The following is a 23,628-nucleotide window of genomic DNA, read 5'->3' on the forward strand; positions in this document are numbered from 1 at the left end:
CAACTGAATGAGTATAAAAGAAAATCTTAATAAATTAAACACACAATTACCGCATCACGTGACTTTGGTGGCAGTTTCTAAAACCAAGCCAGTGAGCGATTTAATGGAAGCCTATAATATAGGTCATCGCATTTTTGGTGAAAATAAAATCCAAGAAATGGTGGAGAAATATGAGGAGATGCCAAAAGATATTAAATGGCACATGATTGGACATGTTCAGCGAAATAAAGTTAAATACATGGCCGAGTTTGTGAATCTTATCCATGGTGTGGATAGTTTAAAATTATTAAAAGAAATAAACAAACAAGCTAAAAAACACGATCGAATTATTGATTGTTTACTTCAGATTAAAATCGCCGAAGAGGATAGTAAATTTGGCATGTCTTCAAAAGAAGCCTCTACCGTTCTGCAATCTGAGGAATTATCAAAATTAAAAAACATTAAAATAACAGGCCTCATGGGTATGGCCACATTTACTGATGACATGAGTCAAGTTGAAAAAGAATTTAAATTCTTAAAATCCACTTTTGAAGATTTAAAACAGCTAAATACCTTTAATTGTGAATTAAAAACCATCTCAATGGGAATGAGTGGAGATTATCAGTTAGCCATAGATTGCGGAAGCAATATGGTTAGAATTGGAAGTAGTATATTTGGCGAGAGAAATTATAATAACTAGTTTTTCGTCTGAGTCGTAATATGTATTAGCGACCAGTCAAAGACTTAAAAAACACATTTATATCTACGCAATACTAGACATAGAAACCACAGGTGGTAAGTTTAACGAAGAAGGTATCACGGAAATTGCAATTTACCAATTTGATGGCCACAAAGTAACAGATCAGTTTATTTCATTAGTTAATCCTGAACGTGAAATCCAACCTTTTGTGGTAAATCTTACAGGAATAAATTCCAATATGCTCAGAAATGCACCAAAGTTTTACGAGGTAGCAAAACGCATCGTGGAAATTACTGAAGATTGTATTTTGGTAGCACATAATGCCGATTTTGATTATAGAATTTTAAAGACGGAATTTAGACGTTTAGGTTTTCCCTATAAGCGTAAAACGCTTTGTACGGTAGAACTTTCTAAACAGCTTATTCCGGATATGGAGTCCTATAGTTTGGGGAAATTAGCGCGAGCATTAGGCATACCAATGAGCGATCGTCATCGTGCAAACGGAGATGCTTTGGCAACTGTAAAGCTCTTTAAAATGCTGCTGAATAAAAATTCGGATAAAAAAATTATTAAAGAAGCCGTTAAGATTGAAAAGAAATCAAAATTATCGTCCAATCTAAGAGACATTATTGAATCTATGCCCAGCGATACAGGTGTCTACTATATTCATGACGCAAACGGCAATATTATATACATTGGCAAAAGCAACAATATAAGAAAGCGTGTTACTCAGCATTTTACAAACACCAATTCAAAATCCAAAAAAATACAAGTAGAAGTTGCAAGTGTTACCTACGAAAAAACTGGAAGTGAATTAGTAGCGCTCTTAAAAGAAAGCGAAGAAATAAAAGCCAATAAACCAATTTATAACAGAGCTTTAAAACGAAATAAATTTACTCAAGGCCTTTTCAGTTTTATTGATGATAATGGATATATAAATCTAAGAATTAGACACTTAAGCAAGGATAAAAAACCCATCACCACCTTTAGTAATAGACAAAGTGCTAATGCATTTATGAACAGAATAATCGAAACCTATGAGTTATGCGACAAGCTCTGTGGTTTGGAAAAGTCACATTCAAGCTGCTTTAAACACGGTATTGAGAAATGTCACGGTGCGTGCATATGTAAAGAAAGTACTGAAGATTATAATAAACGCGTCAATTCTGTCATAGAGCTCAATACTTATGATAATAAAGACATGATTCTAATAGACAAAGGTAGGGATATAGATGAAAAAAGTGTCATCCTGGTTGAGGATGGCACCTTTAAAGGTATCGGTTTTTTCAATCTTAATTTACAAATTAATAATAGGGATATTTTAAACACATTAATTACTCCTATGCAAAATAATCGTGACACCCAGCATATTATTCAGAGTTACATGCGACGCAACAAACGCCTTAAGGTTATTGAATTGGAACACACATGAAATTTCATCTCTTATTTTTAGCAGTCCTATATTCTGCTTTTACCTTTTCCCAAGATTATAATATATCTATGATGGTTTCCAGAAATGATCTAGAGTCTAATAGCTATATAAAAGATTCTACGGCTAATGCACTCATCATTTATGACCATGGCAATAGTTTTATAGATGAAGACACCTTTTGGCTTCGCTTTCAACTCAAACAGAAAATTAAAATTCTAAAACAAGAGGGCATTGAGAAAGGAACTTTTACCGTTAGATTATATAAAGGGAAATCTTCTGAAGAAAAAATAAAAAATATAAAAGCAACTACTTACAATTTAGAAAACGGAAAAATCGTAAGAACAAAACTTGAAGAAAGCGCCATTTTTAGAGAAGAAAACGAAAATTTTACTTTAGTAAAAATTGTCTTGCCTAAAGTTAAGGTTGGAAGTGTACTCACTATAGAATATGAGAAACAGTCAAGATTTGTAACTAAATTCCAACCATGGTATTTTCAAGGATATGATCCAGTTTTATACAGCGAATATAATACGAGTATTCCGGCTAATTACGAATATAATATCAAGTTAGTAGGCACCAAGAAATTTGATACGTTCGATAATAACATTAAAAAGAATTGCATCACAGTAGGCAATGGAGGTCGAGCAGATTGTTCCATCGCGAAATATGTTATGAAAGATATTCCGGCATATAAACCAGAAAGTTTCACTACTACTCCACTTAATTATTTAGCCAGAATTGAATATGAACTAAGCGTAATTAAAAGATTTGATGGTGGTGTTGAAAAAATTGCCAAAACTTGGGCTAATGTTGATGACGAGTTGAAGACTGATAGCGATTTTGGCCGTCAGCTTAGCAAAAGAAGTTTAGTTAGAAAATTACTTCCTGAAGCTATTATATACATAGCCGATCCTCTCGCCAAAGCACAGGCCATATATCAATATGTTTTAGATAATTATAAATGGAATGAAAAATATGAGCGCTACGATGTTTCAGTCAAAGATTTAATAGACACTAAACTGGGTAGTGTTTTTGAAATAAACTTGTTATTGGAAAATTTATTATCCAGTGAGAATTTTGAAGTATATCCAGTTTTACTATCTACACGTTCCAGCGGATTTATAACAAAGGTTTACCCTGTAATTACTGAGTTTAATTATGTAGTTGTCAAAACTATTATTGATGGTAAAACTTATTTTTTGGATGCCACTAGTCCGTATATACCCTTTGGTACGCTACCCTTTAGATGTCTCAATCAATATGGTAGACTTATGGATTTTGATAATAATAGCTATTGGGAGGATATAAAAGTCGAAGATTTTTCGGTGATATCACAAAGAGTTAAATTAGAACTAGCAGATGATATGTTCAAAGGTTCCATTAATAGTTCTTTTTCAGGATATCATGCCAATTCTTTAAAACAAGAGTTTGATGAGAATTCCGTTCAATACAAAAAGAATATGCGTGATGACCATAATCAACTTCGTATTATTAAGCATGATATCGTAGACTTTAAAAAGTCAGCAAATAATTTTACTGAAGACATTGAGTTTGAAATCGACCCAGAATTTATAGGTAACAAAATATATTTTAATCCATTTGTGTTTAAGTTCTTTGATGAAAATCCATTTCAGTTACAAGAACGTACCTATCCAATCGATTTTGGGTATAAGGATATTTACTCTTATGCCATGTCGCTAAAATTACCGGAAAATTTTAAAATCGCAGACATTCCAGAACCCATCAGTTATAGTTTACCAAACAGCACTGGCAGTTTTATGTTTAATGTAAATCTTAAGAGAGATGAATTAACTGTATACTTTAAAATTAAATTTAATGAGCCTATCTACGGATTTGAATACTATCCATATTTAAAAGAATTTATGAAGAAGGTGGTTGAGACGCAAAAAAATACAGTAATAGTTTTAGAGAAACAATAGTATTTTGTTTTGTATTTTTAAATAATGAAAAAGAATCAGGAACATAATTGGAAAACCAAACTTCATGAAATTATTTATGAAGCAGATACACCAGCCGGAAAACTTTTTGATGTTGTTTTGCTCATAGCCATTTTAGCCAGTATCGTATTGGTAATGCTTGAAAGCGTAAGCAGTTTTGATGCTAAATATCATAATTTTTTAAATATTGCTGAATGGATTATAACCATCCTGTTTACTGTTGAGTACATACTTAGAATAATTACAGTAAATAAGCCATGGAGGTATGTAAAAAGCTTTTATGGCATTATAGATCTATTATCTACTATACCAAAATATTTATCTCTCATTTTCGTTGGTACTCACGCATTGGTAGCTTTGAGAGCACTAAGGCTTTTAAGAGTTTTTAGAATTTTAAAATTGGCTCGTTATCTTGGTGCATCCAATCAACTGGCCAGTGCAATAAAAGCGAGTAGAGCTAAAATATCAGTTTTTCTGTTTGCAGTTATGATTGCCGCAATAATTTTTGGCACAATAATGTACCTTGTTGAAGGGGAAGAAAATGGTTTTACCAACATCCCTAAAAGTGTGTACTGGTGCATTGTAACACTTACTACAGTAGGTTTTGGAGATATCGCACCTCAAACACCATTAGGCCAATTAATCGCAACAATTATTATGATTATGGGTTATGGCATCATTGCCGTGCCAACGGGAATAGTATCTGCAGAATATACTAAAGCCTCAAGTGGTCCGAATGCAAAACCTGTCGAGGATAAAGGCGTGATAAAATCAGTTACACTAAACACACAATCCTGTTCAAACTGTATGGCTTCAAAGCATCAAGATGATGCCGATTTCTGCCATAAATGTGGTTATAAATTACGGTATGACTAATATTCTTTTATCAATTGTTGGACCTACCGCTATTGGAAAAACAGAACTTAGTATTAAGCTAGCGCAACACTTTAATTCAGAAATAATTTCAGCAGATTCACGTCAATTCTATAAAGAAATGGAAATAGGTACTGCGGTACCATCGAATAGTGAACTAAATGCCGCAGAACACAATTTCATACAGCATAAATCTATTCATGAAGATTATAATGTTGGTGATTTTGAAAGAGATGCGATTACAAAACTTGATGATATTTACAACACCGATGATATCGCTTTAATGGTTGGTGGCTCAGGACTTTATGTCAATGCAGTGACTAAGGGGTTAGATTATTTTCCTGAAGTAAATTCAGATATTAGAGAAGAATTGAAATATCAATTTCAACATAACGGATTAGCTATTTTACAGCAGAAACTCAAAGCATTGGATCTTGAAACATACAACTCTATTGCAATTGATAATCCTCAGCGCGTTATAAGAGCTTTGGAAATCTGTATTGGATCTGGCAAACCTTATTCGTCATTCAAAACTAATAAATCAAAAAATCGATCATTCAAAACCATTACCATTGGATTAAAAGCAGAGCGCCAAATTATTTATGACCGCATTAATAAGCGGGTAGATATTATGATTGAAAATGGACTAATTAATGAAGCAAAAAAACTGTATCCACAGCGAAATCTCAATGCTCTTAACACAGTAGGCTATAAAGAACTTTTTACTTATTTTGATGGTGAAACAACTTTAGACATGGCAATTTCAGAAATAAAAAAAAACACAAGACGCTTTGCAAAAAGACAGCTCACATGGTTTAGAAAAGATGATACTATCAAATGGTTTGATTACCAAACCGAAATTGACCAGGTTATAGAATATTTTGAATTTGCAATAAAAAAAATCCAGCCTAATTAAGCTGGATTTTTCTTTTTTAATATCGTTTGTAATTAATCTTCACCACCATTAACTACTAAACGGAATCCTTCACCATGAATATTCAAAATTTCAACCTTTGGATCTGGTTTTAAATATTTTCTCAATTTAGCAATGTAAACATCCATACTACGAGACGTAAAATAATTATCATCTCTCCAGATCTTAGTTAGTGCTAATTCTCTTGGCATTAAATCATTTTCATGTAAAGCCAGCAGACGTAATAGTTCATTTTCTTTTGGAGATAACTTTGTTGGATCACCTCCATCAAATTTAAGAAAACGCAATTTTGAATTTAAATCAAAACGGCCAATTTTAAATTCAAATTGTTTACTGTCCGCTACGGTATCCGTAGCCTTTCTTTGCATTATGGCTTTAATCTTCATAAGTAACACCTCACTATCAAAAGGCTTATTAAGATAATCGTCCGCTCCTACTTTGTAACCTTTTAGCACATCTTCTTTCATGGCCTTTGCCGTCAAGAAAATAATTGGTACTTCCGCATTTTTTTCTCGAATTTCTTTGGCTAATGTAAACCCATCTTTATAAGGCATCATGACATCCAAAATACATAAATCGTAATCATCTTTTTTGAACTTCTCAAAACCTTCCATTCCATTTTTGGCATGGACCACATCGTAATCGTTCATCATTAAATAATCCTTTAAAACCGTTCCGAAATTTGGGTCGTCTTCTACTAAAAGAATTTTCTTGTTTTGTTCTTCCATAATTTGATTTTATGATATTAATGGCAACTTTATTATAAAAGTACTGCCTTTTCCTTTTTCACTTTCTACTGATATATGACCTTGATGATCATCTACTATTCGCTTAACATAGGCTAAACCTAATCCATGTCCTTTAACGTTGTGCACATTACCAGTGTGTTCTCTATAAAATTTTTCGAACACACGTTTGGCTACTTGCTTACTCATACCACTACCTTGGTCAGCAATCTTTAATAAGATGTTATTGCCAACATTTTCTGTATATATATCAATCTTTGGTGCATCTTCTGAGTATTTAATGGCATTATCCAAAATATTCACGATGACATTTGTAAAATGCGTTTCGTTTGCCAAAACCGATGATTTTACAGCATCCAAGTGCGCTTTTACGTAACCTTGTCGATCCTCTACGATTAACTCTACATGAGTCATTGCGTCTTCAACTAAGTCATGCAATTTTAGCCGTTCTTTACTTATATTAAGCTCATTCTTTTCTAACTTAGAAATTCGCAGTACGTTTTCTACTTGCGCATTCATTCGCTTATTTTCTTCTTTTATCATGCCCAAATAACGTTTCACCTTTTCTTGGTCATTAATTATTTTTGGGTTCTTTATGGAGTCTAATGCTAAATTAATAGTTGCTATTGGCGTTTTAAACTCATGTGTCATATTATTGATAAAATCTGTCTTAATCTGTGAAATCTGTCGCTGACGTATCAACTGATAGATGGCACTGGAATAAGCCAATATGATGATGCCGGTAAATAAAATAGACAACAAAATCATCCATAATATAGATGAAAGTAAATAATTTTTCCGCTCAGGAAAATCAACATATAATCTGTAACTGCTTTCGTTGTTATTATCTAAAAACACAGGAATACCGATGGTTGTTTCTGGGTTTTTATCAAAATTACTTGATTGAACCTTGGTCGCTAAATCATCATCATAAATAGCAAACTCAAAATCTATATCTACTCCTTCACTTTTTAATTCTCTTGCCAATAAATGTTCTACTTGACTTGGCGAGATTCTTTTATATATAGGGATTCTTTTGAGAAGCGTTTTAAAGCTTGCTTCATAAACTTCTTGTCTGAGTTCTGGCATCGCAGAATATTCTCGCAATGTTTGTTCTGGAGCTAGATTTCTTTCTCCATCTATTTTTGCATTGTTATATATCTCAGTAACTCTATCATTGGTAAAATTACTAATGGTAATACTGTCAGCATCAATTTCAAAGAACAATGAGGGTACTTTAAACCGCTCTTCTAAAACCGTGTTTCTATGTACTATGGTTTTATCGTTTATGGCATCTTCAGCGGTAATATATAGCTGCTGAATTAATGTTGAATCCGGTTGTTCAGTTCTATTTAAATAAGGCTGGAGCTTAACCAAATAGTTTCTAAACTCAGTTTTCTCTATATCACGAGACACAAAACTTAGCGCTCTCTTAACACTTAACGTAAAATTCTTTTCCTCATTTTCTAAACTATTATTGATAAAAAATGATTGTACAAATATGATTCCGATAAGTGATAAACTCATCAGCACCACCAATAACACGAATAGCTTTTTGCCCATCGCCCAAATTTAACATTTTAACATTTAGCACAAATTGGGTTTAACCTTACGTTAACATAAGATATCACGCTATTTGTTCAATAATTTGATTGTGAATTTTTAATGCTTGGATTTTTGCAGAATCTAAATTGTTGTTGGTGATTACAAAATCAGATCTTTTTATTTTTTCAGCGTCCGAAAGTTGATTTTTAATAATAGCCTTAATTTTTTCTCTCGAAGTATTGTCACGCTTTAACAGACGTTCTATTCGTAAATTTTCATCGGCAACAACTGTAATGATAAAGTTGTATTGATTTTCGAGATTATTTTCAAAAATAATGGCGACTTCCTTTAAAATATATGGTGCATTTTGCTTTTTTAACCAGCGCTTAAAATGCGAAGCAACTTTTGGGTGTACAATGGCGTTCATTTTTAACAATAATTCTTTATCACTAAAAATCTTTGATGCTAAAAAAGCACGATTTAATTCGCCCTCAACATAAGCCGCTTTGCCGAACAGTGAAGTCAATTTTTTCCTAATCAACTTAGACCTGTTCATCAACGCCTTAGCTTCTACATCAGCTATATAAACAGGAATTCCCAATGATTCAAAATAATTTGAAATCGTAGTTTTACCACTACCTATACCACCTGTAATACCAACTATTTTCATTTATAATTTAATATAGTCTATTCGATTCTGTTTCAATTTTACACGTTTCACAAAATCAGGTTGCTTAACAATTTTTGGGATGAGATAACGCTGTTCACTATCTACTTCATTGAAATCGCACTCTACCACAAAATCAGATGGTTCAACGGTTTTATATCGTGCTAAATCCACATAATATGTTACATCCAAAGTTTTAGGAAAATAGTTGATTGCTACATCGGCCGGCTTGTTAATAATATTAATTAGAACTTCTGCAGTACCCTCCGTAAATCGTTCAATATTTCCAGATATTTCAACAGATTTAGGATACACTTCAACATTTTTGTATTTGGATCCATTGATTTTTACTGTTGTTAGAATGTCGCTTTTCACGTCCTCCAATTCCAATAATTCCGTATTCAAACTTTTTATTGGAGCAATAGTTTCAGCTGAGCCCACGATTTTGGCACTATCTACACTTAACGAAAAGTCTCCCAATAAATCAAAACCAGTGGCATATTTAATATTATGTTTTATTTTAATTGGAACTTTCTTATTTGCAATTTTAGAATAAGGCAAAACCAATTCTTTTGGCTTTACTGATATTAAGGCATAGGATTTCCCCAACTGTTCAGCTATTAAATATTGATTTTTTTCAACATCGAACACAAATTGATTTGGTTCTAAAGCAACATCTTCCTTAACATCCAATTTCAATTCCATGGATGATTTAAAAAGTAAAGGTACTAATGCGAAGCCATTAGCTTCGACATAAGCTGTAACATAATTCAATGAATCATTTTCTAATTTAACCTCGTCATCCAGTTGCGTTAGGCTTACCTTTAACCTTATATTTTGTTTATAGCTACTTGAAAGTTTAGAGAACAGCAAAAACACAAAAGCAATTATTAGAAATATAAAAAAGCGTTTTACATTACTTCGCTTGAAGAAATTTGATATGTTTAGTTTTTTACGTTTCTCCATATATTATTTAAAGAATAATTGTGGAAATGTTATTTTTGGATCCCTTCTTAACCAATTGATTTTTATGGTTGATAGTAAAAATCCAAAACCATATCCAAAAAATTGAATCCATATTGCTAAGAGAGATTGCATGGCAACAATGAAATTTTTGCTTGATACCAATGCTAAAACAAAAGCTATTATAAAATACACAAAATAAACATACACAGGCCAATTTATTCCAGAAATCGAAAACACAATTGATACTAAAAAACCTAAACAAAATAAAGTAGGAAACCAATATACCAAACTTTTAGAGTTTGGGTGCCATTGGTTTAAAATAGGTCTTACCATTCCGAACTTTTGTACTTGCTTGTAAAATTTAGACCAAGATATTCGGCGTTTATGATATACAAAGGCCTCTTTTATCAACGTGGTCTTAAATCCTAATTTGTGTAACCTTAAAGATAAATCTGGATCTTCACCAGGATGAATTTTACCAAATCCACTAGACGCTAAAAATGCTTTTTTAGACAATCCCATATTAAAACTTCTAGGTTGGAACGCCTCAAACTGTTGCTCACCACCTCTTATACCTCCAGTGGTTATAAACGATGTCATGGCAAAGTTAATCGCTTTCTGTAAGTTCGAAAATGAGTCGTGCGCTGTATCAGGTCCACCGAAACAGTCGTAATAATTATTGTTCAAAAACTTTTTGACTTCAATTAAATAATTTGATGGTAATATGACATCAGAATCCAAAATGATAAAGTAATTTCCCTTAGCTTTCTGCATGCCATAATTTCTTGACTCGCCAGGACCCGAATTTGATTTAAAATAATAGGAAAGATTTAATTTATCATTAAATTCTTTAATAATAGCTTCAGAAGTTTGATCAGAGCCGTCTTCAATTATCACTATTTCCGATTCTTCCACTCCATCAACTTCCAAAAAACTCTCTAAAAGTTCGAGGATTTCCTGTGGCCTATTATATACCGGAATTATAAATGAAAATTGTAATTCTGCCATGAGCACAAATGTAACTAAACCGCAAAAGAAAAGCTATTAATGTCTTTTTAGATTAAAAAGACATCAATAGCTCAAATTAAAAAGTTAAATCTTACTGGTTGTCCACAAATGCATCCATTACGGCATCACTTACTCCCATGTTGCTAAAACCTCCATCATTATATAAGTTTTGCAGTGTAACACGTTTAGTCAAATCACTAAATAATGTTACTGTATAATTAGCACAATCCAAAGCAGTTGCATTTCCTAGTGGAGACATCTTATCTGCATAAGCCAAAAATCCATCAAAACCTTTAACTCCACTACCAGCAGTAGTTGGTGTTGGTGATTGTGAAATGGTATTGACACGTACTTTTTTATCACGTCCAAAGAAGTATCCAAAACTTCTTGCAATACTTTCTAAATAAGCTTTATTGTCTGCCATATCGTTATAATCAGGAAATACTCGTTGTGCAGCCATATAGGTTAAGGCAACAATGCTTCCCCATTCATTCATGGCATCTGCTTTGTAAAGTGTTTGCATGGTTTTATGAAAAGACATGGCCGAAACGTCAGTTCCTTTTTGTGTCCAAGCATAATTTTGATCTGTGTAATGCTTACCTTTTCTTACGTTTATAGACATCCCTATAGAATGCAAAACAAAATCTATTTTACCACCTAAAATCTCCATAGATTTTTCAACCAGGTTTTGTAAATCTTCTTCGGAAGTTGCATCTGCAGGAATAATCTCTGAACCTGTCTTTTCAGCCAATGCATTAATTTGTCCCATTCTCATTGCGACTGGTGCATTTGTCAGCACAAATTTACCGCCTTCTTCGTGCACACGCTCAGCAGTTTTCCATGCTATGGAATTTTCATCCAACGCTCCAAATATGATTCCTTTTTTTCCTTTTAATAAGTTGTATGACATAGTTGTATAGTAGTTTGTCGGTTAGTGTTTTTTCTTCTAGTTCAAATATAATATTAAATGATGAGATTACTGCCTACCCAGTAATGTCAAATTAATTAAGCAATTGCTTAGCATGAGCCATGGCAGATTCTGTAATATTCATGCCTCCTAACATCTGTGCAATTTCAACAATTCGCTCTTCCTCTTTCAGTTTTTTGAGCTGCGTCTGCGTAACATTGTCTACGTCGGTTTTATAAACTTTAAAGTGCGAATTACCTTTGGCGGCAATTTGAGGCAAATGGGTAATGGTAAACACTTGCATGCGCTTGCTCATCTGCTTCATGATATCTCCCATTTTATTTGAAATCTCTCCTGAAACACCAGTATCTATCTCATCGAACATAATGGATGGTAACTGGATGTAATCTGCAAGAATTGCTTTAATGGCTAACATAATTCGAGATAATTCTCCGCCAGATGCCGCTTTCTTTAATTCGTTAAAATTAGAACCTTTATTAGCGGTGAATAAAAATTGAAGTTTATCTTTTCCGTTGTTTTGAAATTCTTTTGTGCTATCTAATTTTATTTGAAACTGAGCATTTGGCATACCCAAATCTCCTAATAGGCTTTCAAGTCTTTTAATTAAAACTGGAATGACTTTTTTGCGTTTTTTATGAATTTCTAAAGCCAAGGCGTTCAATTTACCTTCACTCAACTTTATGTCTTCTAATATTAAATTGATGTTGTCATCTAAACTTTCGGTACTGTCAATTTTTTCTTGAAGTTCGTTTTTTATACCAATCAATTCATTTATATCTGACACCGAATGTTTTTGAAACAAATTATTCACCACTTGAAGCTGCGCATTAACACGATTCAACGCTTCTGGATCTGATGATAAATTTTCATGAAGTGCATCTAATTCTACCAAGACATCGTCCAATTCAATTGCCACGCTTTCTATTCGATCTTTCAACGCTTCATATAGTTTTCCAAATCCCGAAATTTTTGACAGCTCTTGCTTAATGATTTTTAGCTGATCTATCACACCTAAATCTTCAGCTTCAAAAATACTTTTTGCGGCACTTAATCTTTCTCCAATTACTTCTACGTTGTTTAGTGCTTCATATTCAGCATCAAGTTCTTCGATATTTAGTTTTTCTAAATTGACACCTTCAAATTCTTTGAATAAAAATAAATTATAATCATATTCCTTTATCATTTCTGCTTTTGAAACTTCAAGTTGCTTTAATGATTTTTTGAGTGATTTATGATGCTTCAATGCCTGGGTGAATGTTTCTAAGTTTTTCTTATTGTCCGCCAGAGCGTCAATTACCTTAAACTGATAATCATCTTGGGTCAATTGATGGGTTTGATGTTGCGAATGTATGTCAATTAAATATCCACTTAAAGAGACTAAACTTTCTAATGTAACAGGTGTATCGTTAATGAAGGCTCTAGATTTACCTGATGGCAAAATCTCTCGACGAATAATGGTTTGAGTTTCGTAGTCCAAATCTAATTGGTTAAAAACTTCTTTCAATTCATAATTAGCAATATCAAAAATGGCTTCTATAATGCATTTTTCATTTGTGTTTTTAACTTGGCTCAAATCCGCACGTTTGCCCAAAACCAATGACAAACCGCCTAAAAGAATAGATTTACCTGCTCCGGTCTCACCAGTAATTATGGTCAATCCGTTATTAAAATGCACATGAAGTTCATCAATAAGCGCATAGTTTTTTATGTATAGCGATGTTAACAATTGTAGAAAAATTTATCACTACAAAATTAAGTGATTACAACGTTAAAAAAGAAGTCAGCTCAAAAATTCTAAAACTTAATTTTTCGCCATTTTTGAGAATGGATTGGCGCAATTTGGTTGAGAATATTCTTAGTCTCAGCAATATTTACGGTTGGCCCACCAGAAAAAATATCTAAAATCTCATCTGATTTTGCATCGAAAAATACACGCATTAAAAATGAATTTGGTCTTCGACGGTGTATTTGCTGTAGATCTGTAAAGACGTTTGTAATTTTCACCTTAGCCTCCTTTGTATCGTCACTCATTAAATCAAGACCATTTCTATGATAATTGTACATAGAAGATCTAAATTCTTTATAAAGTGGGGATAACATATTGTCTATGAGAGCGAATCGTGATTGCAAACCGTCTTCAAGTTTCCAACCTTGACCATTTAGCTGTTGTGAATAACTGGCAATTGTCTGTGCCTGCTTAAAATACTCGTCTCCACCATTGAGTTCAAAAGTATCTGCATCAATACCTAAAATCATAAAAACATGAAAAGACAAAACTGACATTAAATTAGATTCAAACTGTATAGGGTTATAAACCAGATTTTGAAATTCTAAATATTGAAAATTAAAATTCTTATCGTTAAAATTATATACTGGAGAACTATAAGTTGAATTAAAAATAGGGCGTGACGAAGAGACTTGTATCGTTGCACTAAAACTGTCATTATTGTAGTCTTTAACATTAATGACCATACTGCAATTAATACGTTCTTGAGCCTTGAATCCTTTATCTGTCCATTGCGTATTGTTAATGAACTCCGTAAGCTGTCGCTCTAAAGTTTTAAACACCACATTGTTTTCATTTCCCGTTTGTTGGGCAATAACATTGACCGTACAGTTTAACTCTTGGGAAATAGACGTGATGGTGAATAAAAAACTTAGTAATACAAGTAACTTACGCATGTAGTTGTTTTAAAATTTGTTGCATTAAATCTTCTGCCACTTTGGTTTTTGATTTCAATTCATTTTCAATCATCTCACCAGATGACATTATAAAAGTAACTTTATTTGTAGATCCACCAAAACCTGCTCCTTTATCCTGAAGTGAGTTGAGCACAATTAAATCTAAATTTTTTGCTTTCAACTTACCCTTAGCATTTTCTACTTCATTATTGGTTTCTAATGCAAATCCGACCAAGAATTGATTGGATTTGATTTCGCCCAAAGATTTTAAAATATCTTTTGTTTTTTCGAGCTGTATAGTAAACGTTTCATCTTTCTTCTTTATTTTCTGAGAAGCAACGTTTTTTGGTTTATAATCCGCAACAGCTGCAGAAAGTATACCTATATCAATAGTTTTAAAATGATTGTGCACTTCATTATACATTTCTTCGGCACTAGTTACATGAAATATTTTCACCGAACTATTCTGAGTTTGCTCTTGAGTTGGACCTGTAATTAAAAAAACCTCTGCACCAAGATTGGCAGCTGCATTAGCAATTTCAAAACCCATTTTTCCACTACTATGATTACCAATAAATCGTACGGGATCCAATGCTTCGTATGTTGGACCGGCTGTAACCAACACTTTTTTTCCCCTAAGCGGTAATTGATCAAGGATATCTTTCTCTATATACGATATTATATCTTCAGGCTCTGCCATTCTACCCTCTCCTACTAAACCACTTGCTAATTCCCCTGTTCCTACAGGAATCATTTTGTTATCAAAAGATTTAAGTTTTTTTAACGTAATTTTGGTAGATTGGTGCTTATACATATCTAAGTCCATTGCAGGTGCAAAATAAACAGGGCATTTAGCAGAGAGATAGGTCGCTAATAAAATGTTATCGCAAACACCGTTCGCCATTTTGGCCAAAGTATTAGCCGTGGCAGGGGCAATTACAAATAGGTCTGCCCACAATCCTAAATCTACATGATTATTCCAAACAGGATTGACCTCGTCTTGCCTATTGGCAGAAAGGTCTTCTTCAACAAAAGAGGAATATACAGGATTTTTAGAAAGCGTAGAAAGTGTAAGTGGTGTGATAAAATCCTTAGAAGCAGGCGTCATAACTACTTTGACGTTAGCGCCTGCTTTAATGAATAATCGGACTAAAGAAGCCGATTTATATGCGGCAATACCAGCGGTAATGCCTAGTAAAATATTTTTGTCTTTTAAAATAGACATAAGTGAGTTTTTCCAACCCTATTCCGTAGGGTCTTCGGTATTTCTGTGGTAAATTTTACCATCTAACCACTCTTTTACCGCTAATGCGTGTGGTTTTGGAAGTTTTTCGTAAAACTTAGACACTTCGATTTGTTCTTTGTTTTCAAAGATCTCTTCCAAACTATCATTGTAAGTAGCAAACTCTTCAAGTTTGTCTATCAACTCACGTCTAATATCCGTGTTAATTTGTTCTGCGCGCTTTGCAATTACAGAAATAGCTTCGTAGATATTCTCTGTTGGAGCATCAACCTCATTTCTGTTATAAGTTACTGAACTTACTGGTGCATCGGTCTTTTTTAAATCCATTGTATATAATGATTAACTTTTTGTTGTAATTGTATTTAATTCTAATTGTAACATGTCCTTCATTTTTGAAGCTTCTTCCAAATATTCTGAATCTGGATAGGTCGTTTTTAAAGTTTCATAATAAGCTAATGCTGTATTAATACGTTCTTCTTTTAAAGCGTCTATACTTAAAACAGCTAAGTTATATGCTGAGTCAAATCTATAATACATAGCTTCGTTCCTTAAACTCGTTCCAGGAAAATCCAACAAAAAGTTGTTATACGATTTTATTGAAGCTTTATAATCACTTATAATATTGTATTGTTTTGCAATTTCAAAGGCTTTTTTCTCTAATTTAAAATCCAATTCTTTAACAAGAGTGTTTGCTTCTGCAACATATTGAGAATTTGGATACAAATTGAGAAACAACTGTAATTTCTCTATGGCCTCAACCGTTTCTTTTTGTTCCTTAGAATATCTAGGCGAGTTAAAATAATAGCCTTTTGCTGCTAAAAACGCAGCCTCCTCTACCTTTTCACTAACAGGATAAGCACTTACAAAACGCTCAAAATGATAACTAGCTATATAATAGTCTTCCATTTGATAAGACGCCATTGCATGCATGTAGGTTAGTTTTTCAGCTTGTGGCTTTCCCTTATAAATTGGCAATATTTGCGTAAAAAGTCGATGAGCTTTTGAATATTTTCCAGCCTCAAAAAGCTCAGTGCCCAATTTAAATTTCTCTGCATTATCCTCAGACTTCAAAGCTTTCTGAAAATCACTACAAGAAACCAGTAAAATACTGACCAATAGTATATAAATTCCTTTTTTCATAAATTTAAAACAGGATGCAAAAGTACACATTATTAACGGATTTTAAAAACAAAAATTATGCGCTAAAATAATGGTTGTTTTTAGCAGCATTCCTTATTTAATTAAAGTTTAACTTTTACCTAAATTCTCCAGTTCGGCTTTTATAGTCGATTTTAATTTATCGGTAGCTTCTACCAACGGTAGACGGACGTGTGACTTTGAAATTTTGACAGTTTCCAAAACAGCTTTGATTCCGGCAGGATTATTCTCGGAAAAAATAAGACCTATAATTGGTATTAATTTAAATTGAAGATCATATGCTTCTTTTGCTTTCCCGGCAATACCCAATCTAATCATTTCACTGAATTCTTTTGGTAACGCCTGGCCGATGACCGAAATCACGCCTGAACCTCCTGCAAGAGCTACACCCAAAGCTAAATCGTCGTCGCCAGAGATAATCATAAAATCATTTGGCTTGGTTCTTAACAATTCTAAGTATTGACCCATATTATTACTAGCTTCTTTTACGGCAATGATATTTTCAAAATCCTTGGCCAATCTTACCGTCGTTTCTGGCAACATATTAGAGGATGTTCTACCAGGTACATTATATAAAATGATAGGTTTTGGAGACGCTTTTGAAATGGCTTTAAAATGTTGGTAAATACCTTCTTGCGTTGGTTTACTGTAATATGGAGAGACGGAAAGAATGGCATCAATATGAGATAAGTCAGACGATTCTATTTCTTCAATAATAGCAGCTGTATTGTTACCTCCAATTCCTACAACAAGTGGCAACCTGCCATTATTTACTTTAGCAATAAAAGAAATTAGCTCCTTTTTTTCTTCCTTTGTCACTGTTACACTTTCACCAGTTGTGCCACTGATAACCAGGTATTCTGTACCGTTTTCAATATTATATTCAACCAAACGCTCTAGGGCATCAAAATCTATGGTCAAATCTGAATTAAATGGTGTAATTAAAGCAACACCAGTGCCTATGAATTGGGTCATTATATTTTGTTTAAAATGTTTAAATATTTTTTGAATTCTGTTTTAAAAATTTCAATTTCTTTGGGTTCTACATCAATTATTAAATCATACATGCGTTCATCCTCCATAGATATTCCAACTTTAAAATTTGCTTTTGACAGTGCAGTGATTAGATTTAAATGCAAAACATCCTTCTTGTAGTAACTAATTAACACATCATATTCCTCATCGATAAAAGTCTGCAAATCTATGTGATTTATTTTCCCTTTCCAACCAAAATCCTTGGGACCGCAATAGGCATCCCATTTACTACGGTCTTGGTTGTCCTCAACGCTATAAGCTAAGATTTTATGTTTTGGCGAATTAAGCCCGAGCTCTTTGAAAAAAACTTTAAACGTCTCAAAATTCTCAAATTCTTCAGCATTCAAAAGGACGGCTATAGTTTTCACTTTACCATTATTAACCGAAGTACTGCGGCCAGACAACAATTTGTTGATATATTTTTGATTTGATTTTTCCTTAAATGCTTTTAAAATCATTTATCTTTAGCCTTTGTGCAAATTTAAGAAAAGCACTCATAAATTTTAGTTAACAGACCATAAGTTATTCAATGACTATTAAACATATTTTACAGCTTTCTTTAGTATTGCTTATTCTGTCGTGTAACAACGATTATTCGCTAACAAAAATTGAAGGCAAACGTATCGAAATTAACGACAGTTTAAACGGAAATTCTGAAATTGAGGCATTTATAAAACCTTATCGTGAAAACGTCAATAAGAATTTAGATAGTGTTATTTCCTATGCCACGGACACCTATACCAAAAGCGATGGTGATTTTAATACCGCTATTGGTAATCTTATGGCAGATGCTGTGTTTAGTCAAGGTAATCCTATTTTTAACAAACGTACAGGACACAATATTGATATGGTGCTACTCAATCACGGTGGCATTAGATCAATCATTTCAAAAGGGAAAATTACACCTCGAACTGCTTATGAAGTTATGCCATTTGAAAATTCTATTGTTGTAGTGGCCCTAAAAGGTATACAAATGGTAGAATTAACAGAATATCTCGCTAGAGCTAAACGTGCGCATCCCGTATCGGATCAGTTTCAACTTATACTAGATAAAAACGGTGATATTAAATCCGCAACCATTCACGGCGAACCGATTGAAAATGATAAAACCTATTATGTGGCAACAAATGATTATCTATATAATGGTGGTGACCGTATGGATTTCTTTCAGCCTAACGACAGTCTATATGTACTCAATTATAAAGTTAGAAACGTGTTAATTGATTATTTTAAAGAGAAAGATACCCTAAATCCAAAGCGCGATAATCGTTTTATCCAAATGAACAATTAATACATGAAGAGACGACAATTTATACAACAATCCACAGCAGCTACAGCCTTGGTAGGTCTTGGCGGCCTGAGCTTGCAGTCTTGTGACTTACCAAATACAAAAAAAATAACCATTTTACATACTAATGACGTTCATAGCCATATCGACCCTTTTGGCCCTGATGATGGCAGAAATGCAAACAAAGGTGGTGTTGCGAGGAGAGCTAGCTTAGTCGAATCGATAAGAAAAGAAAATCCAAACACATTATTGCTAGATGCAGGTGACATTTTTCAAGGGACACCATATTTTAATTACTATGGCGGTGAACTGGAGTTTAAGCTTATGAGCATGCTTAAATACGATTTGGCAACTATTGGAAATCATGATTTTGATAATGGTATAGAAGGACTTTATGCCCAATTACCTCATGCTAAATTTGATTTCGTATCTGCCAATTATGATTTTTCTGATACCATAATGGATGCCCATGTAGAGCCTTATAAAATCTTTAATAAAAACGGAATTAAAATAGGTGTTTTTGGGCTGGGTATTCAGCTTGATGGTCTTGTAGATAAAAACATGTATAAGGAAACTGTTTATCTCAACCCCATTGAAATTGCCCAAGATATGTCACGCATTCTTAAAGAAGAAAAGAAATGTGATTTGGTAATTTGCCTATCTCACATTGGTTATCATTATTCAGATTATCCCGAACGTCCAAGTGATCTAAATCTAGCAAAATCTACGAAAGACATTGACCTCATTATTGGTGGGCACACACACACTTTTTTACCAAAACCAACCATTGAGAAAAACAGTATTGGCAAGAACGTTCTTGTAAATCAAGTAGGTTGTTATGGCCTATATTTGGGTAAAGTTGATTTTTATTTTGAAACGGGAAGAGAAGTAAAAGCTGAAGGCACGGCAATCATTGTTTAAAATTCTTTGAACTTAAATGCTAGAGGCACACCAATAGATGCAATACTGCAAATTTCTATTTTAAATAATCTATAAAATGACTATAATATTAAGAATATTACTGCTACTAGTTTTTAATTAAAATTCACTTTCTGAAAGAAGAATTAACTTTCTATTTTTTGATTATCGAAATAGGAAGTTACAGGACCTGTAAATTTCAGTCTGGATTGTAGATAAAACAATAAGAATGCTAGAACTAAAAAAGAAGAATAAATTAATCCAAGGTTGTTTTCCTTTAGAATATAGTAGTATGCCAATTGTATAATTTCTGAAAAGACTACACATATTGAAGCCATTAAATAAAGCATAGATTTATTATCATTTCTGTACATATAATTAATAAGCGCAGCTGAAAGCAGCACCATTACTACCATATTATACACAAATTCTAATACATATTCATAACTAGATAAAACTGTTTCCGTGGTACTACTAACAACAACAACACAAAACACATCAAGAACAAAAAGCACAATAATGGGAACAACAAATTTAGATAACATTAATTTAAAACTGAGCTCCCTCAAAATATTAATGATTAGAAACAAATAAGAGACGATAAAGAAAATATTTACCAAATAATAAATATAAGTAGAAAGCTCAGTAGCAGATTTTGGAATAAACCACGTTATAAATGAAATTACTTGGGCGATAGCAAATAGAACCAAAAACATAAAGAAATATTTCCGTTTATCTACAACCACAATACAATAAAGAGCGGTAAGAAGTACTAGCATGAAAGCACTCACTCCAGCTGCCTCAATTTCTAAACCTTTTCCCTGTAATACTATATAGCACACAGCCAAAAACAACAAAACTGCTTTTAATATTTTATTTAGTAACATTAATTAATCCCTTATTAATAAAACAAATATAGGATTAAATTACAATTAAACGATAAAAAATACATTTTATCGATGAAATGCACTGTTAGTTGTAAGAATTTATTTCAATTTCTCTAAAAAAGACTCTTCTGTAAGAATAGGGACATTAAGTTTTTCGGCTTTTGCGAGTTTACTCGGACCCATTTTATCTCCTGCTACCAAAAAACTGGTTTTTGAAGAAATTGAAGATGATACTTTACCGCCATTATCTTCAATTAATTTTTTCAATTCGTTTCTAGATACACTTTCAAATACGCCTGATACAACTATAGATTTTCCGCTTAGCTTATCAGTTTGGTTGGCCAGTTTCTCTGCTGAAATTTCTAACTGAACCCCAAAATTTTTCAGACGTGCAATAATATTTTTATTTTCCTCTGAAGCAAAAAATTCTACCACACTCTCTGCTATTCGATCACCAATTTCATCAACAGCTATTAGACCTTCAATCGGTGCAGCCATCAAAGCATCAATCGACTTATAATGTTTTGCTAATTTTTTAGCAACGGTTTCACCAACGTAGCGTATGCCTAAGGCGAACAAAACACGTTCAAACGGAATTTGCCTTGAAGCCTCAATACCATTAATTAAATTTTCAGCGCTTTTTTGTGCCATGCGCTCTAACGGAATGACCTCTTGAACCGTTAACTCATATAAATCAGAATAGTTTGATATTAATTTTTCTTTAACCAAAAGTGCAACGGTTTCTCCGCCTAAACCTTCAATATCCATAGCCTTTCTTGAAATGTAATGCTGAATACGACCAATAACCTGTGGCGGACAACCGTTATAATTCGGGCAATAATGTTTGGCTTCTCCTTCAACCCGAATCAATGTCGTATCACATTCCGGACAAGTTAAAATATATTCTGTCGGTGATGAATCAGGTGGTCTTTTGGTTAGATCGACCGAAATGATTTTAGGGATAATTTCCCCACCTTTTTCCACAAAGACCTCATCACCTTCTCTAATATCCAATTTTTCAATTTGGTCAGCATTGTGCAAAGAGGCTCTTTTTACTATGGTTCCAGCCAATTCTACAGGCTCGAGATTGGCTACTGGCGTAATTGCTCCAGTCCGACCAACTTGGTAAGTTATTTCGTGCAACCGTGTTGAAACTTGCTCGGCTTTAAATTTATAAGCCATAGCCCAACGTGGTGCTTTGGCGGTAAAACCAAGCTCATCTTGTTGATATAAACTGTTCACCTTCACTACCACTCCATCAATTTCGTAAGGCAATTCATGACGGTGTTTGTCCCAGTGATTAATGTAATTTAAAACCTCATCTATGGAGTTAACCAATTTAGCTTCCGGCGGAACTTTAAAACCCCATCTCCGTGCTTTTTCCAAACCTTCAAACTGTGTAGAGATCTTAAGGTTGTTTCCTTTTATACTATATAACAAACATTCCAGCGGTCGCTTAGCGACTTCAGCGCTATCCTGTAACTTTAAACTACCAGATGCTGTATTTCGTGGATTTCGATAAGGCTCTTCTCCATTGGAAATACGCTCTTTATTCATTTCTACAAATCCCGAAATTGGCAAAATAATTTCTCCTCGAATATCAAAACGCTTAGGAAAATCTCCTTTTAACTGTAGCGGTACCGTATTAATAGTTTTAATATTGGCTGTGACTTCATCGCCCTGCACTCCATCTCCTCGTGTTACGGCTCTCACTAACTTTCCGTTTTCGTAAGTAAGATTCATAGATGCGCCATCATACTTAAGCTCGCAAGTATATTGAACCTCTCCATCGACCATTTTTTTTATTCTGGTTTCCCAATCGAGCAAATCTTCTTTTGAATAAGAATTATCCAGAGAATACATCCTGAAATCATGAACCACAGTTTTGAAATTCTTTGTGATAGCACCACCGACTCGCTGGGTCGGCGAATTTTCATCATAAAACTCTGGATATTTTTCTTCGAGTTCCTGAAGCTGTTTTAGCTTCATGTCAAACTCAAAATCTTCTATAGTTGGGTTATCGAGAATATAGTAATTATAGTTATGCTGGCGAAGTTCTTCTCTGAGCGTATTTATTTTTTGTTCAATATTCATTATAGCCGTTCTTTATTTAACCATTTCGGTGCTGGCAATGGCTTGTAATTATTCATTTTTTCCAAAAGACCTTCAATAGTTTCATCAATTACTACCGCATCAAAATTTTCCTGTTTTAAAAAACCACGTTCTACCATAGCTTTGCATTGCAAAATCAACGCATCATAGTAACCATTAGTGTTTAAAATTCCAATAGGTTTAGTGTGCAGACCGAGTTGTCCCCAAGTTGTGATTTCAAAAAACTCATCCATAGTTCCAAATCCTCCAGCCATAATTATAAAACCGTCACTTCTGTCATACATAATTACTTTACGATCATGCATATTGTCGGTAACAATAAATTCGGTTAAGTTGGTGTGTGCTACCTCTTTTGTCTTTAGAAAATTGGGAATAACACCGATAGTTTCTCCACTATGATAAATAACACCTTCGGCAACCTTGCCCATAATCCCAATTCTTGCGGCACCGTATACTAAACCTATATTTTTTTCGGCAAGTGTTTGGCCTAATTTGTATGCTTCTCGTATTATTCCAGAATCGTTTCCTAGACTACTGCCGCAGAATACCGCTATGTTTTTCATCAAATC

23 protein-coding genes are annotated in these 23,628 nt (G+C 33.5%); 7 read left to right on the forward strand and 16 right to left on the reverse strand.

Annotated features, from left to right (window positions below; genetic code table 11):
- The first annotated feature begins 7 nt into the window (after nucleotides 1–7).
- The 5 genes from HM983_RS10085 to miaA all read left to right on the forward strand — a co-directional run bounded on the left by HM983_RS10085 (nucleotide 8) and on the right by miaA (nucleotide 5,858).
- The gene (locus HM983_RS10085) at nucleotides 8–679 is read left to right on the forward strand and encodes a YggS family pyridoxal phosphate-dependent enzyme (protein WP_179345285.1); all 672 of its coding nucleotides are present in this window, start codon (nucleotides 8–10) and stop codon (nucleotides 677–679) included.
- A 61-nt stretch (nucleotides 680–740) separates the two neighbouring features.
- Nucleotides 741–2,111, forward strand: coding sequence for a 3'-5' exonuclease family protein (locus tag HM983_RS10090; RefSeq protein ID WP_179345361.1), 1,371 nt, complete (start codon nucleotides 741–743; stop codon nucleotides 2,109–2,111).
- The gene (locus HM983_RS10095) at nucleotides 2,108–4,051 is read left to right on the forward strand and encodes a DUF3857 domain-containing protein (RefSeq protein ID WP_179345286.1); all 1,944 of its coding nucleotides are present in this window, start codon (nucleotides 2,108–2,110) and stop codon (nucleotides 4,049–4,051) included. Before HM983_RS10090 ends, HM983_RS10095 begins: the two co-directional genes overlap by 4 nt.
- A 24-nt stretch (nucleotides 4,052–4,075) precedes the next feature.
- Nucleotides 4,076–4,945 (forward strand): ion transporter, encoded by an 870-nt coding sequence (locus HM983_RS10100; protein WP_179345287.1) that lies wholly within the window; start codon nucleotides 4,076–4,078, stop codon nucleotides 4,943–4,945.
- Nucleotides 4,896–5,858: a tRNA (adenosine(37)-N6)-dimethylallyltransferase MiaA gene (gene miaA / locus HM983_RS10105; protein ID WP_246277499.1), complete on the forward strand. Its 963-nt coding sequence runs from the start codon at nucleotides 4,896–4,898 to the stop codon at nucleotides 5,856–5,858. The genes HM983_RS10100 and miaA overlap by 50 nt, the downstream gene beginning before the upstream one ends.
- A gap of 32 nt (nucleotides 5,859–5,890) precedes the next feature.
- Here the strand turns inward: miaA and HM983_RS10110 are convergent, their stop codons facing one another.
- The 13 genes from HM983_RS10110 to HM983_RS10170 all read right to left on the reverse strand — a co-directional run bounded on the left by HM983_RS10110 (nucleotide 5,891) and on the right by HM983_RS10170 (nucleotide 18,312).
- Complete coding sequence (locus HM983_RS10110) at nucleotides 5,891–6,604, reverse strand: response regulator transcription factor (protein ID WP_179345288.1); 714 nt, start codon at nucleotides 6,602–6,604, stop codon at nucleotides 5,891–5,893.
- Between the two features lie 9 nt (nucleotides 6,605–6,613).
- Nucleotides 6,614–8,185 (reverse strand): sensor histidine kinase, encoded by a 1,572-nt coding sequence (locus tag HM983_RS10115; protein WP_179345289.1) that lies wholly within the window; start codon nucleotides 8,183–8,185, stop codon nucleotides 6,614–6,616.
- Nucleotides 8,186–8,249: 64 nt separating this feature from the next.
- On the reverse strand, nucleotides 8,250–8,837 hold the full coding sequence (gene coaE, locus HM983_RS10120; RefSeq protein ID WP_179345290.1) for a dephospho-CoA kinase: 588 nt from the start codon (nucleotides 8,835–8,837) through the stop codon (nucleotides 8,250–8,252).
- Nucleotides 8,838–9,800 (reverse strand): YbbR-like domain-containing protein, encoded by a 963-nt coding sequence (locus HM983_RS10125; RefSeq protein ID WP_179345291.1) that lies wholly within the window; start codon nucleotides 9,798–9,800, stop codon nucleotides 8,838–8,840. It abuts the gene before it with no gap.
- A gap of 3 nt (nucleotides 9,801–9,803) precedes the next feature.
- On the reverse strand, nucleotides 9,804–10,808 hold the full coding sequence (locus tag HM983_RS10130) for a glycosyltransferase (RefSeq protein WP_179345292.1): 1,005 nt from the start codon (nucleotides 10,806–10,808) through the stop codon (nucleotides 9,804–9,806).
- A 91-nt stretch (nucleotides 10,809–10,899) separates the two neighbouring features.
- Nucleotides 10,900–11,718: an enoyl-ACP reductase FabI gene (locus HM983_RS10135; protein ID WP_179345293.1), complete on the reverse strand. Its 819-nt coding sequence runs from the start codon at nucleotides 11,716–11,718 to the stop codon at nucleotides 10,900–10,902.
- Nucleotides 11,719–11,809: 91 nt separating this feature from the next.
- Entirely contained in the window at nucleotides 11,810–13,462 is a 1,653-nt protein-coding gene (gene recN, locus HM983_RS10140) for a DNA repair protein RecN (RefSeq protein WP_179345294.1), read from the reverse strand.
- Between the two features lie 68 nt (nucleotides 13,463–13,530).
- Nucleotides 13,531–14,418 (reverse strand): type IX secretion system protein PorD, encoded by an 888-nt coding sequence (gene porD / locus HM983_RS10145; protein ID WP_179345295.1) that lies wholly within the window; start codon nucleotides 14,416–14,418, stop codon nucleotides 13,531–13,533.
- Nucleotides 14,411–15,643: a bifunctional phosphopantothenoylcysteine decarboxylase/phosphopantothenate--cysteine ligase CoaBC gene (coaBC, locus tag HM983_RS10150; protein ID WP_179345296.1), complete on the reverse strand. Its 1,233-nt coding sequence runs from the start codon at nucleotides 15,641–15,643 to the stop codon at nucleotides 14,411–14,413. Before coaBC ends, porD begins: the two co-directional genes overlap by 8 nt.
- Nucleotides 15,644–15,661: 18 nt before the next feature.
- Nucleotides 15,662–15,988 carry a DNA-directed RNA polymerase subunit omega gene (locus HM983_RS10155; RefSeq protein WP_179345297.1) on the reverse strand — a complete coding sequence of 109 codons (327 nt, stop codon included), beginning with the start codon at nucleotides 15,986–15,988 and terminating at the stop codon, nucleotides 15,662–15,664.
- Nucleotides 15,989–16,000: 12 nt separating this feature from the next.
- A complete protein-coding gene (locus tag HM983_RS10160) occupies nucleotides 16,001–16,801 on the reverse strand; it encodes an outer membrane protein assembly factor BamD (protein WP_179345298.1) in 801 nt (266 codons plus the stop codon).
- Between the two features lie 108 nt (nucleotides 16,802–16,909).
- On the reverse strand, nucleotides 16,910–17,794 hold the full coding sequence (dapA, locus tag HM983_RS10165; protein ID WP_179345299.1) for a 4-hydroxy-tetrahydrodipicolinate synthase: 885 nt from the start codon (nucleotides 17,792–17,794) through the stop codon (nucleotides 16,910–16,912).
- The gene (locus HM983_RS10170) at nucleotides 17,794–18,312 is read right to left on the reverse strand and encodes a DUF6913 domain-containing protein (protein WP_179345300.1); all 519 of its coding nucleotides are present in this window, start codon (nucleotides 18,310–18,312) and stop codon (nucleotides 17,794–17,796) included. The genes dapA and HM983_RS10170 overlap by 1 nt, the downstream gene beginning before the upstream one ends.
- 71 nt (nucleotides 18,313–18,383) lie before the next feature.
- Between HM983_RS10170 and HM983_RS10175 the strand changes: the two genes are divergently transcribed.
- Both HM983_RS10175 and HM983_RS10180 read left to right on the forward strand, forming a co-directional pair.
- Nucleotides 18,384–19,145, forward strand: coding sequence for a 5'-nucleotidase C-terminal domain-containing protein (locus HM983_RS10175; protein WP_179345301.1), 762 nt, complete (start codon nucleotides 18,384–18,386; stop codon nucleotides 19,143–19,145).
- A gap of 3 nt (nucleotides 19,146–19,148) precedes the next feature.
- Nucleotides 19,149–20,063: a bifunctional metallophosphatase/5'-nucleotidase gene (locus tag HM983_RS10180; protein ID WP_179345302.1), complete on the forward strand. Its 915-nt coding sequence runs from the start codon at nucleotides 19,149–19,151 to the stop codon at nucleotides 20,061–20,063.
- A 143-nt stretch (nucleotides 20,064–20,206) separates the two neighbouring features.
- Here the strand turns inward: HM983_RS10180 and HM983_RS10185 are convergent, their stop codons facing one another.
- The 3 genes from HM983_RS10185 to HM983_RS10195 all read right to left on the reverse strand — a co-directional run bounded on the left by HM983_RS10185 (nucleotide 20,207) and on the right by HM983_RS10195 (nucleotide 23,622).
- A complete protein-coding gene (locus HM983_RS10185) occupies nucleotides 20,207–20,947 on the reverse strand; it encodes a hypothetical protein (RefSeq protein ID WP_179345303.1) in 741 nt (246 codons plus the stop codon).
- Nucleotides 20,948–21,046: 99 nt separating this feature from the next.
- On the reverse strand, nucleotides 21,047–23,041 hold the full coding sequence (ligA, locus tag HM983_RS10190; RefSeq protein WP_179345304.1) for an NAD-dependent DNA ligase LigA: 1,995 nt from the start codon (nucleotides 23,039–23,041) through the stop codon (nucleotides 21,047–21,049).
- A complete protein-coding gene (locus tag HM983_RS10195; RefSeq protein WP_179345305.1) occupies nucleotides 23,041–23,622 on the reverse strand; it encodes an LOG family protein in 582 nt (193 codons plus the stop codon). The genes ligA and HM983_RS10195 overlap by 1 nt, the downstream gene beginning before the upstream one ends.
- Nucleotides 23,623–23,628 lie beyond the last annotated feature (6 nt).

The sequence above is a fragment of the Winogradskyella ursingii genome (assembly GCF_013403975.1).
Lineage (GTDB): Bacteria > Bacteroidota > Bacteroidia > Flavobacteriales > Flavobacteriaceae > Winogradskyella > Winogradskyella ursingii.